Origin of the sequence: Vibrio sp. N418 (genome assembly GCF_000222565.1) — a bacterium.
Taxonomy (GTDB): Bacteria; Pseudomonadota; Gammaproteobacteria; order Enterobacterales; family Vibrionaceae; genus Vibrio; species Vibrio scophthalmi.
In genome coordinates, this window is the sequence record NZ_AFWD01000069.1 from 264,386 (window position 1) to 276,599 (window position 12,214).

Here is a 12,214-nt window from a genome sequence, read left to right on the forward strand (position 1 = left end):
ATTCCTACTTTTGTTTATCACTCACTCTCGTGAGTTTGGATTAGATTTTTTATTACACTAGCAAAAGCGTGCGGCTGTTCGTGATGTACGTTGTGCCCCGCTTGCGCTACTTGACTGAAAGACAAGCCACTTTGCTCGGCCAACTGGCTGAACTTGCTGTCTTTCTCGCCGCAAATATAGTGAATTAGTACTGCGCTACGAGCGAGCGGCTCAAGTAGCGCTTGTTGCTTCGCCAATGAAGTGGCAAGTAACATCTGACTGATTGCAGAGCCAAGATTAGCACTGCGCTTAGCGATCAGAGTTTGTCTTTGCTCATGATTTAATGAAGAAAATACCGCTTGCTGATACCAATCGTTCAATACCTGCTCAATTGGCTCGCTTTTGAACCTTATCGCCCAACCCTGATCATGTTGCCAACGCGCTTGTCGGGCAGATTCACTGGCAAGGCCAAAATTGCCACCTTCAATGAAGGCCATACTAAGGTTTAGTCGATCAAAGCGATGATTGGCAATGCCATGCATCGCAATTCGACCACCTAAAGAGTAGCCGACCAATATCAATTTTTGTTGGGGAGGAAGAATAGATTGAAGCGTAAGAGTAATTTGTTGGCAGGTATCATCAAAGCCATCGGTGCTGATGGCGATACTGCGTCCATGGCCGGGTAAATCAAGCGTCACCGTCGAGTAGTCACTCAAAGCTTCAATACACGCTTGCCAATCTTCACCGCTGCCCAGCAAGCCGTGCAGAAATACCAATACTGGCATTTCTGCATTCGCTGAGTCTGACTCTCGGTGACTATAAGCTAGCATGGAAGCGGTTAACAACCTCTTTGATGTGCGCTGAAGCTTGCTCTGGTGGCGTTGTCACTTCAATAAGTAAACAGCCTTGCCCTGACGTCAGATGCTGCTCTAGCTTAGCTTGGTAGGCTTCCTGTTGGTCAGCTTGATAGTAAGCCAGTTTAAATTGAGCGGCTGCGGCAGAAAAATCATAACCATGAGGCATTTGATAAAGTTGCTGCTTTTGCTGTTCAGGAACCGGTAGCAAACCAAAAATAGCGCCGCCATCGTTATTGGTCACCACAATCGCACATGGAGTTTGTTGATGGGTAAACAGCGCCAATGAATTGAGATCATACAACAACGATGTATCACCAATGTAGAGCACGGTTGGCTGATTGGTGGCTCTCGCCGTCCCTGCGGCCGTCGCTACTAGGCCATCAATGCCCGAGGCTCCACGGTTAGAGTAGACTTCATGAGCCACTTCGCCAAACATATCAACTAAACGCACAAATAAGCTGTTGCCTAAGAAGATATTCACCGCTGAAGGCAATTGGTTTAACGTGGTCGCTAACACAACTTCGTTCAGTTCCACCGATGCTTCAACATGCCACTTAGCGGCACGATTCACCGCACCGCTAAACTGGCTCAGCTCATTCGCCCAATCACAAAGCGGTTCATCCGCTTCAAACTGTTTAATAGCATGCGTTAACCAAGTGGAGGTATCAGCATGATGATGAATCTGCATCAAATGATCTTGGTTATTACGATCAATACTTGGGCTGAGATAGTGATACTCAAATGGCGCTTTAGTTAAGGCATCAGTACCCAATTGAGTTTGCGATAGCCAGTGATTCAAACGCTTAGATATAACGCGCGAACCAACTTGTAACACCAATTCGGCTTCACTCAGCGCCTTTTGACCTGCTTCGCTTTGCAACCAAATATCAAAATGCGCCCACGCACTGCTCGTACCCGATTGGACATCGCATAAAATAGGCCAACCTAAACGCTGTGCGAGGGTTTGCGCTAATTTCGCTTCCGCTTGCGATACACTGCCAACCACGATCAAGCCTTTGCGCCCACGCCATGTTTGACAATCAAAGAGTGCTCCAGCACCAGATAACTGTTGGCTATAGCGTTGATTGCTTTGCTGCCATAAGGCAACATCATCGAGATAACTCTGATAGATCGACTTTGGCTGCTTGGAATAAAGTGGCTCAGGGAAAGCACAATTAATATGCACTGCACTACCATCACGATCTTGACGATACATGACATCATCAATCGAAGTTAACAACCAACGCAGCGAGACTTGCTCATTTGGACTAGGAAGGTTGAGAGCCGCAGTCACATGGCTAGAAAAAATACCTTGTTGCACGATCGCTTGATTGGCACCACAAGCGACAAGCTCCACCGGGCGGTCTGCAGTAAGCACCACCAGCTTTTCACCAGTCAGTTTTGCTTCAGCTATAGCGGGCAATAAATTAGCAACCGCGGTGCCGGATGTCACAACAATAGCAACAGGCTTACGACTCGCTTTGGCAAGACCTAAAGCCAAAAAACCAAGCCCACGTTCATCATAGTGTGTGTGCAGGGTTAAATTCGGGTTTTCATCGGCTTCAAGCGTTAGCGGCGTAGAACGAGAGCCTGGCGCGACACAGATGTGTTCAACCTCAAAACGGGTCAATTCTTCCAATAACACCTGACACCAAATACGGTTCATCACCGCTTGGTCACGATTGGCAATACTGTTCATGACGCAACACCTAAAGGAGGATGATCGGAAATCAGTGACAGCAGAGTCGACATTTTCTTGTCCAACTCCTGCCATTCATGCTCTGCAATAGAACCGGGAACGATCCCCGCGCCAGCATAAAGTTGAATCACTTCATCAACGATCTGAGCACTGCGTATCGCCACACAAAATTCCGCGCGTTGTTGGCTAATAAAGCCCATAGAACCGGCGTACCAGCTACGTGAAAAAGGCTCATGTTGCTGAATGAAATCCATCGACTCTTTACGTGGCAAGCCCGCAACCGCGGCGGTTGGTTGTAGAGCAGATAATAGCTGAACGCCATTAACACCCTGATTTAAATGCGCGTGAATACTGCGTTTTAAATGCTGTACTTTACGTAAGCGAACTAAACGCGCTTCCGATTCCACTTCAACCAAATCAGAATAAGGCTTGAGGCGGTCGATAATATCGTCCACCACATATTGGTTTTCATTCAGATTTTTGCTGTCTTGCGTTAACCAGTTCGCCAACTCCATATCTTGGCTGGCATTGTTACCACGGCCAATCGTTCCGGCAAGTGCTTCAGTATAAAGATCTTTACCTTGACGAGAATACAGACGCTCAGGCGTTGAACCAATAAAACTATGGCGTTCATTTTGAGCCAGCATAAAGTGAAAACTGTGCTGGTTATGCTCTGCACTTGCCTTCAATAGTTGAGCTGCACAAATAGCGGAATCAAGCTCAAGCGTCGTTTCGCGAGCTAATACCACTTTTTTAAATTGATTATCAGCAATGCCAGTGAGCACCTTTTCAACCAAACTCTCCCATTGAGGTTGAGTCGGGGTGTGCTCAATATGCTGAATGTGCGCTGAAACAGGTAATAACTTAGGAATCACCGTTCTTAATTGCTGTAAACTCTCAATCGTTTGTTGTTTACAGCCACTAATATTGGCGGCAATCACCCACTGTTGATCTTGACGGCAGAGCTCGACTTTAGGCAAAAAGAAAAAAGACGCTGGGCAGCGCGGGTTCTTAGCACTTTGGCCGTCGAATGAGCGCCCACCCCAGATCCGTTGTTCACCTTTTAGAAAAGCGTATGCAGGAGCAGGATCGTTAAACGTACTCAATTGACCAAGCGCAACCACTTCTTCACGCGTATCGCGAGATTGCCAATAAAACTTGGGAAAAATAGGCTGAGCTTGCAACCAATCGATGAAAGCAAAGTCAGGCTTTGTCGGCAGAACTTGAACCAAACGAGTCACCTCGTCCGTTGCATCCTTTACACGTTCAATCAGTTCGGTAATGGCTTGCTGAAAATATGACAAATAAACCTCGTATAACTAGAACCAATAGGTCTTACGCTTGCGCTGCGTTGCGTTGAAAATAACGTGCTTTGATATCGCTAAGAGTTAACGCCAAACTATTGTAACGAAAACAAGTACAACAAAACACTTTCATCCAATCCGAAGATTTGCATCTATCACTTTATTCTACGCTTTTATTACTGTGATATGCAGAGGATTCAACGTATACGTGTGCTGTCTGTATAAAAAACCGACGGATAGCGACAAATCTTATTGCAAGCTCACAAATCGATTCAACCGGTGAACATACAATGCGCGGGCTAATGTATTTCTAGCGCGCAGCCAAATCAAGGTTGTGGCCCATCTTTTACGTAATCCTGTGATTGGCATCTGAAGTGTAAAGTGGAAAAAAAGCCACAATCATAGATTTTTATTCTACCAAACGTTATTTTGGTGTACTTTAATAAAGAAATTCAATTATTTTTAGGTTTTACACAATGCAAAATATCGGGATGTCGTCAAAACTCGACAATGTCTGCTATGACATTCGCGGACCAGTACTCAAACATGCTAAGCGCATGGAGGAAGAGGGGCATAAAATACTAAAACTCAACATTGGTAACCCTGCCCCATTTGGTTTTGACGCCCCTGATGAAATTTTAGTCGATGTAATCCGTAACTTGCCAACATCGCAAGGTTACTGCGACTCAAAAGGCATCTACTCTGCGCGTAAAGCCGTCGTACAGCATTATCAGAAAAAAGGCATTCGCTCACTCGACGTTGAAGATGTTTACATCGGCAACGGCGCCTCTGAGCTCATCGTTATGTCAATGCAAGCGCTATTAAACAATGGCGATGAAATGCTCGTACCTGCACCTGACTACCCATTGTGGACAGCATCTGTCGCGCTATCAGGTGGCAAAGCGGTACATTACATCTGTGATGAAGAAGCAGATTGGTATCCAGATCTCGACGACATCAAAAGCAAAATCACACCAAAAACACGTGGTATCGTGCTGATCAACCCGAACAACCCAACGGGCGCAGTTTACAGCCGTGATTTCCTACTAGAAGTCATTGAAATCGCTCGCCAGCACAAATTGATTATTTTTGCTGATGAGATCTACGACAAGGTACTTTACGATGGCGCAACGCATACTTCAGTGGCAACGCTTACTGAAGATGTTTTGGTTGTGACGTTTAACGGCCTATCAAAAGCGTACCGCGTTTGTGGTTTCCGTGGTGGTTGGATGTTCCTAACCGGACCTAAGCATCTTGCTCAAGGTTACATCGCCGGTTTAGAGATGCTCTCTTCAATGCGCCTGTGTGCCAACGTGCCAATGCAACATGCTATTCAAACGGCACTGGGTGGCTATCAAAGCATTAATGAGTTGATTCTACCGGGTGGTCGCCTGCTGGAGCAGCGTGACCGCGCTTGGGAGTTGATTAACCAGATCCCAGGTATCTCTTGTGTGAAACCAAAAGGGGCAATGTACTTGTTCCCGAAAATCGACACTAAGAAATACAAAATCCACAATGACCAAAAAATGGTGCTCGATTTCTTGATTCAAGAAAAAGTGCTATTGGTACAAGGTACTGGCTTTAACTGGCCAAAACCAGATCACTTCCGCATTGTGACTTTGCCACACGTGGAAGATTTGGAAACGGCTATCGGTCGTTTTGAGCGCTTCATTTCAACTTACAGTCAGTAAGTAGCATTTCGCTCTCAAGTTTCATATTCTTAAAGGCACTCTAATGAGTGCCTTTTTTATTACGACTCTCCTCATTGGAAAAGGATGTAGCTATGAAAGAAAGTCATTTTTTTGCCCATCTAGCACGCATGAAGCTTATCCAGCGCTGGCCTCTGATGCGCTCTGTCTCAAGCGAAAACATTTCAGAACACAGCCTGCAAGTCGCTTTTGTTGCGCATGCTCTGGCACTGATCAAAAACAAAAAATTCGGCGGTAACTTAAACCCGGAGCGGATTGCTCTGTTGGGGATGTATCACGATACCAGTGAGGTATTAACCGGTGATCTGCCTACCCCGGTGAAGTACTACAGCCCAGAAATCGCCAAAGAGTACAAAAAGATTGAAGCGGCGGCGGAAAAGAAACTGCTGGCCATGTTGCCAGAAGAGTTTCAGCAAGACTTTGCCCCTTATCTGATCTCAGAAAGTGCCCACAAAGAAGATGAAGTGATCGTCAAACAGGCTGACACCATCTGCGCTTACCTGAAATGCTTAGAAGAGCTCAGCGCAGGTAACCACGAATATGCGCTGGCAAAAAAACGCCTCGATATCACCTTGAAAGAGCGCTATACACCGGAAATGGATTACTTTCTCAATACTTTCGCACCCAGTTTTGAATTATCACTGGACGAAATTAGCTAACTGGCAGTAGTGTAAGGGCTAAAGCGTAGAAAGGAGTGCAGAATGACATTTGAGATCAGTGAGTTATGGCAACAGCGCCATGATGATGAACACAAGCTTCGCCGTGATGATCACCGCAGCCCTTATCAACGCGATCGCGCTCGTATTTTGCACTCCGCAGCCTTTCGCCGCTTACAAGCCAAAACCCAAATCCACGGTACCAGTATCGATGATTTCCACCGCACTCGCCTGACCCACTCGTTAGAAGCGGCTCAGATCGGTACTGGCATTGTGGCGCAAATCAAGAAAAAACAGCCTGAATTTCACAGCCTATTACCAACCGATAGTCTCATCGACTCTCTTTGCCTTGCACATGATATTGGCCACCCACCCTATGGTCATGGTGGCGAAGTGGCACTCAACTATATGATGCGTGAGCATGGTGGTTTTGAGGGCAATGCACAGACGTTTCGCATTGTCACTCAGCTTGAGCCTTACACCGAAAAATTTGGTATGAACCTCGCCCGTCGCACATTATTAGGTTTACTAAAATACCCAGCATTACTGAGTAATACCTGCGCTCAGCAACAAGCGCCAGCGGTCAGTCATCAACGTAAGTTACGTGCCAAAGATTGGGCTCCGGCAAAAGGCATTTATGACTGTGACAAAGCCCTGTTCGATTGGGTCATTGCGCCACTCAAAGACGATGAAAAAGCGCTGTTTTCACAAATGCGTAGTGAAGATGTATCCGTCACAAAGCATAAGAAAACTCGCTTTAAATCACTAGACTGCTCAATCATGGAATTGGCGGACGACATCGCCTATGGCGTGCATGATCTCGAAGATGCCATCGTGCTGGGCATGGTGAGTCGCCATCAATGGTTAGAAGCGGCGGCGAGTCAATTAGCAGAATGTGGCGACGCTTGGTTTGAACAAAATATCGCTTCCGTCAGCGAAATGCTCTTTGCTGGGCCGCACCACAAACGTAAAGATGCCATTGGCGGTATCGTTAACGCATTGTTGACCAGCATCTCCGTTAAACCGATTGATGCACCTTTCACTTCCCAGCTACTCGCGTTTAACGCGGTACTTGAGCCAAGCATGGCAAGAGCACTAGAGATTTTAAAAACATTCGTCAGCCAATATGTCATTCAAGCCCCCCACGTCCAATTGATGGAATACAAAGGGCAGCAGATTATTATGGATATTTTTGAAGCACTTAGCGCTGACCCAGAACGTCTATTGCCGATTGAAACGCGCCAAGCATGGCAGATGATTGACGGTGAAGCGCAAGGGATGCGGATCATTGCTGATTACATATCTTCGATGACAGATGGCCATGCGAAACGCTTCCACCAACAGCTTTTCTCTTCTCATTAAAACGCAAAACCGCCATGCTTTATCAAAGCGATGGCGGTCATCTAAATTCTTGAGCCAATCTTACATCATTCGTTGCGGTAGTTTTTCTCAAACACACCGGCTGGCATTTGATCAATTTGAAATTGAATCATGCGCTCAAAAGCGTCGATAAGCGGCGAAAAATCATTCTCCGGCTGCATAATGGAAAGAATATAATACCCCGCCTCAACCGTTGATAATGCATTGTCACTCGGCGCTTTGCGAATACGATAGTTGCCCTTCAGCTCTATCGGTAACCGCAACAATGGCAATGAATGCAAGTTGCTCGAAAGCTGCCACATTTTAAAGGCTTTCTTCCAAGTGCCATCCAATAGGATCACTCGCACCTTACCTTCACCACTAACCATCTCCGGCTGTGCTTCAATCGAACCTTCACCTGGGTACAAGACAAAATGGCGCACATCAGGCTCATTGAGTAACTGATTCAGTTCATCATGATCGGAGAAGTTTTCCCCTTCAAAATAGTGGCTGCTTGGTAGCGAAAGCGTCAGAATGCGAGCGGTCCCCATTGGGCGTTTTGCTTCTGATGGATGTTGAAGGATGATTAACTCAACATTCGATGCTAGGCTATGTATCCACTGACAAATACACGCTTTGAGTGATTTTCCGCATTGAGAACAATATCGAGACATGACGTGCAATTAATCTTCCTAGTAATGGGCGTAAGTGTATTGTGCTTCGGACTACAATTTGAGCCTTTGGCTTCACTCTCCGCCTGGCGATACGATTTAATCCCGGCGGGACAATGGTTGCGCATCCTAACAGGAAATTTCACTCATACCAACTTCAACCATCTGGCGATGAATTTAGCTGGATTATGGATCATCTGCTTTATCTTTCGACCCAGTGTCCGTTCATTAAGTACATTACTCATTTTCATCAGTCTTAGCGTCGGAATTGGAATGCTATATAGTGATGTTCAAAGCTATGTCGGCCTATCTGGTACACTGCATGGACTCTTTGCTTATTACGCTTTGCGTGAAGCGTTGCAAGGTCGCTCATCCAGTTGGTTATTAGTCGTGGGAGTGGTCGCAAAAGTGAGCTGGGAGCTGACTATGGGGGCGAGTCAGTCCAGTATGGAACTGATCGGAACCCGTGTCGCCGTCGAGGCTCATCTCTTTGGTGTGATAAGCGGTATTGTCTTCGCGCTTATCTCCTATCCACTGTATAAAAATGCTCGCTAGCTCGCACTCACTCAGCGTCTAGTTGTTGCCTAAAAGCAAAAGCTTGATATGCTCATGATCTCGTAATTAGCCATACATAAATATAGTTATACACTCTCAATGACTACTACCGCTCAACGCCGTGAAGAGATCCTTCAACACATTCAAACTCATCAGAAAGGTGAAGTAAATTACTTTGCGCAGCATTATCAACTGTCTGAAGTCACTATACGTAACGACCTTAATTATCTAGAAAAAACCGGCTGTGTCACACGTTGCTATGGCGGTGCATTGCTCAATAATACATTTGCCTTTGAACAACCGCTTAATGACAAAAAACAACTCAACTGCAATATCAAAGCAAAGTTAGGTGAGTATGCAGCCTCGTTGATCCATGATGGCGACAAAGTGATTCTCGATTCAGGTTCAACAACCGAGCAAATTGCTCATCATTTAGCGCACAAGCAAGACGTGACGGTAATGACCAATGGTATCCACATTGCTTACCACTTAGCCAATAAACCCAACATCAGCGTGATGCTTACCGGCGGAGTGATTCGCGATAACTCTTACTCACTCCATGGCAAGAGTGCCGAGAGCCTTCTTAACGAGTTTCGCTTTAACACCTTGTTTATAGGCGTCGATGGCTTTGATATAGAGAGCGGCATTACCACGCCCCATCAAGGTGAAGCAGATATCAACCGAAAAATGATTGAAGCAGCTCAAACCATCATTGCAATCACCGATTCTTCGAAGTTTAACCGACAAAGTTTTTGCATGATTGCGCGACCAGAGCAATTGGATATGTTGATTACTGACAGCGGTATTCCACCGCATTATGTCACCAAGCTAACAGAGCTGGGTGTGGATGTGAGGATTATCGATGCTGGATAGAAAATATAAATACCGCAGATCGATTGAATGAAGTGACTGGAACAAGATGAGGAGAACTAGAAACTTACCTCAAAGTCACCAATAACTTGTTGATGTCTATTGATGATTTCTCCACGAGCCTGCCTCTCATCATAAGTAAAACCAATATCAAAATCAGAGACTTGACCTTGTACCAATACGTTTCTTAGTAAAATATCACTGTTGATTTGATGAGCCGTTGCTGACCAATTTCTGCTGTTTTCAAAAATTGTAAATTCTATTCTCATTTCGTACCTTGTGATTTGTTGAACGAAGCAGTTTTAACTTTGGCTTTGTGGAACCAAAAGCGATGACGACCAGATGAACGAGACATAATGTTTTTCCTTTGATTTATAATATGCACTTAAGCGTATAATTGTTTTATTACAAAAAAATTATGCTAAAAAGAAAAGTAATGAGAGCGAGTATGACGTTAGAACTTGATGAAAGAAGGCTCAACAAACGCAGATATTGATTGAACAAATCACGATGGAAGACAATCTGGCCAAGATTACTGATTGATTAGCTCATTTGACGATTCGTTAAATTGCGAATATTTAATGCCGAAAATCAAATACAGAGAGTTAAATACGGAAAGTGGGATGCAGAGAATGGGCTCATAAGCTGTGAGCAAATGAGTGCGAGCATCATATTGAAACAGTTGAAACGAAAGTGAGGAGGTTTACAGATACTTAGAGGTAAGATAGACACAAGCTGAACGAATCAACTTGTGTCTGATCAAAAGATTACAGAGCTGTCACGTTAGACGCTTGTGGACCTTTTTGACCTTGCTCAACTTCGAAAGACACTTTTTGGCCTTCAGAAAGAGTTTTGAAACCTTCAGATGCGATAGCACGGAAGTGAACAAATACGTCTGCGCCGCCGTTGTCTTGAGAAATGAAACCGAAACCTTTCTCTTCGTTAAACCATTTAACGATACCAGTAGTTTTGTTTGACATGAGATGTCCCTTTTTAAAATTGTTTGTAATTTCGCTAAACGCGAGGACACTGTCTGATAAATTATTTAATCGCACGATGAAGCTAAGGGAATAACAGAGGTTTACAACACAAGAAGTATTCTGAAGATTTGCTTTACTAAATTGTTTCTTAAATAACTCTATCTAACAGAGCTGCGTGCATGATACATGAGAAAATCAGCTTGTAAAGCATTTTTAACCTTTATTACACTCCAATAAGCCCCCTGAGCTGCACTTCAGCCCTATCATTTACTATTCATACTTAGCTGCTCATTTTCTCACAAGCGCTCGCCAGGATCATCGATAGCGACTGGGCCTACGGGCCTACACACCCCAGTACAAATGCAACCTGCATCATAAGCTCACACTACCATACCGTTCTGAGAACCCTAACATGCCTTTAGTTAGACTAAGTCATGAATTTTCAGCTCATCTCGCAATAAAAAATTAGCGTAATTTAAAGCGTAAATGTTTTTTTGTGATCTCACGCACTCTTCACTTCGAAACCCTTTCGTTTTATCACTTTTATCACCCCCTTTCGGTTTTCCAATCAATAAAGTTAACACCCACAACCCTCTAGCCGCTCAACTCACGCTTTCAATTGAAAGAAATCCCTTTCACTTTACGCAAAGCGAAAGAGAAAAGAGCCACAAACCGAAAGGTTAGTCGCTGTGATCTAGCTTTCACTTTTATTTTTCCTGCCCTGCTTTAATACCAATCAAAAGGAATCGAAGTGTTTCCATTATGAAATGAAACACAACGAAAGAAGAGGTGGTTCAATGACCAGTGCAGAGCGAAGACAGAAAATCATGGCGCATATCCGTAACCACGGAACTGGCAAAGTGGATGAATTTGTCAGCCAATTTAATGTGTCTGCAGTGACCATTCGTCATGACCTTAACTTACTGGAAAAAGAAGGCTGCGTTTTTCGTTGTTATGGTGGCGCCAATCTCAACCCCAACTTTGCCTTCGATCAACCACTTTATCGTAAAGACCAACTCAATCGCACTGCCAAACAATCCATCGCACTGGCTGCGGCGAATTTAGTTGGCGATGGTGAAGCGATCATCCTCGACTCCGGAACCACCATTGGCTTGATGCCGCAATACCTAACCAATAAGAAGCAATTGGTGGTAATGACCAACGCGCTCAATACCGCATACCAACTCAGCGGCATCGAGTCGATCGACTTACATGTTGTTGGTGGCAGCTTACGCCGCGCATCGTGTTCTTTAATTGGCCATCACGGTGAACAACAGATTCGCTCTTATTTATTCGACAAGTTGTTTTTAGGCGTTGATGGCTTCGATCTTCAGACCGGCATTACCACCCCAGACAATCACGAAGCACAAATCAACCGAGCGATGTGTGACGTTGCACGACAAGTTATCGCCGTCACAGACTCCAGCAAATTTGGCCGTAAGAGCTTTTGCATGATCCGCGCCGCCAACCAAATTGATGTGCTCGTCACCGACAGCAATATTCCACACGCCACTCACCAAGCCCTGCTTGAAATGGGTGTCGACGTCATTCTCGCCGACCAAACCGTAAATTAGG

The 12,214-nt window shown here is 45.0% G+C and carries 12 protein-coding genes; 6 read left to right on the forward strand and 6 right to left on the reverse strand.

The genetic code is table 11. The annotated features are described in order from the left end of the window. Nucleotides 1-17: 17 nt before the first annotated feature. From menH to RH86_RS15755, 3 genes are read right to left on the reverse strand one after another with little or no spacing between them, the layout of a single operon-like run. Nucleotides 18-809, reverse strand: a complete 792-nt coding sequence (menH, locus tag RH86_RS15745) for a 2-succinyl-6-hydroxy-2,4-cyclohexadiene-1-carboxylate synthase (protein ID WP_009387183.1) — start codon at nucleotides 807-809, stop codon at nucleotides 18-20. Further along, complete coding sequence (gene menD / locus RH86_RS15750; protein ID WP_009387185.1) at nucleotides 796-2,535, reverse strand: 2-succinyl-5-enolpyruvyl-6-hydroxy-3-cyclohexene-1-carboxylic-acid synthase; 1,740 nt, start codon at nucleotides 2,533-2,535, stop codon at nucleotides 796-798. The genes menH and menD overlap by 14 nt, the downstream gene beginning before the upstream one ends. Next, a complete protein-coding gene (locus RH86_RS15755) occupies nucleotides 2,532-3,839 on the reverse strand; it encodes an isochorismate synthase MenF (protein WP_009387187.1) in 1,308 nt (435 codons plus the stop codon). Before RH86_RS15755 ends, menD begins: the two co-directional genes overlap by 4 nt. A gap of 476 nt (nucleotides 3,840-4,315) precedes the next feature. Here RH86_RS15755 and RH86_RS15760 point away from each other — a divergent pair, with 476 nt between their 5' ends. The 3 genes from RH86_RS15760 (at nucleotide 4,316) to RH86_RS15770 (ending at nucleotide 7,566) form a co-directional block, all read left to right on the forward strand. Further along, nucleotides 4,316-5,530, forward strand: coding sequence for a pyridoxal phosphate-dependent aminotransferase (locus tag RH86_RS15760; protein WP_005596023.1), 1,215 nt, complete (start codon nucleotides 4,316-4,318; stop codon nucleotides 5,528-5,530). 92 nt (nucleotides 5,531-5,622) lie between these two features. Next, nucleotides 5,623-6,207: a 5'-deoxynucleotidase gene (yfbR, locus tag RH86_RS15765; RefSeq protein WP_005596022.1), complete on the forward strand. Its 585-nt coding sequence runs from the start codon at nucleotides 5,623-5,625 to the stop codon at nucleotides 6,205-6,207. A 42-nt stretch (nucleotides 6,208-6,249) separates the two neighbouring features. Beyond that, a complete protein-coding gene (locus tag RH86_RS15770) occupies nucleotides 6,250-7,566 on the forward strand; it encodes an anti-phage deoxyguanosine triphosphatase (protein ID WP_009387189.1) in 1,317 nt (438 codons plus the stop codon). Nucleotides 7,567-7,631: 65 nt separating this feature from the next. Here the strand turns inward: RH86_RS15770 and RH86_RS15775 are convergent, their stop codons facing one another. Beyond that, a complete protein-coding gene (locus tag RH86_RS15775) occupies nucleotides 7,632-8,237 on the reverse strand; it encodes a tRNA-uridine aminocarboxypropyltransferase (protein ID WP_009387198.1) in 606 nt (201 codons plus the stop codon). Between the two features lie 24 nt (nucleotides 8,238-8,261). Here RH86_RS15775 and rrtA point away from each other — a divergent pair, with 24 nt between their 5' ends. Both rrtA and agaR (RH86_RS15785) read left to right on the forward strand, forming a co-directional pair. Further along, nucleotides 8,262-8,789 carry a rhombosortase gene (gene rrtA, locus RH86_RS15780; RefSeq protein ID WP_190275921.1) on the forward strand — a complete coding sequence of 176 codons (528 nt, stop codon included), beginning with the start codon at nucleotides 8,262-8,264 and terminating at the stop codon, nucleotides 8,787-8,789. Between the two features lie 99 nt (nucleotides 8,790-8,888). Continuing rightward, complete coding sequence (gene agaR, locus RH86_RS15785) at nucleotides 8,889-9,662, forward strand: transcriptional repressor AgaR (RefSeq protein WP_005596016.1); 774 nt, start codon at nucleotides 8,889-8,891, stop codon at nucleotides 9,660-9,662. Nucleotides 9,663-9,718: 56 nt separating this feature from the next. Here the strand turns inward: agaR (RH86_RS15785) and RH86_RS15790 are convergent, their stop codons facing one another. Both RH86_RS15790 and RH86_RS15795 read right to left on the reverse strand, forming a co-directional pair. After that, nucleotides 9,719-9,928: a hypothetical protein gene (locus RH86_RS15790; protein ID WP_009387200.1), complete on the reverse strand. Its 210-nt coding sequence runs from the start codon at nucleotides 9,926-9,928 to the stop codon at nucleotides 9,719-9,721. 498 nt (nucleotides 9,929-10,426) lie between these two features. After that, nucleotides 10,427-10,639 carry a cold-shock protein gene (locus RH86_RS15795; protein ID WP_005596011.1) on the reverse strand — a complete coding sequence of 71 codons (213 nt, stop codon included), beginning with the start codon at nucleotides 10,637-10,639 and terminating at the stop codon, nucleotides 10,427-10,429. A 797-nt stretch (nucleotides 10,640-11,436) separates the two neighbouring features. Here RH86_RS15795 and agaR (RH86_RS15800) point away from each other — a divergent pair. Beyond that, complete coding sequence (gene agaR / locus RH86_RS15800) at nucleotides 11,437-12,213, forward strand: transcriptional repressor AgaR (protein ID WP_009387201.1); 777 nt, start codon at nucleotides 11,437-11,439, stop codon at nucleotides 12,211-12,213. Nucleotide 12,214: the final 1 nt, after the last annotated feature.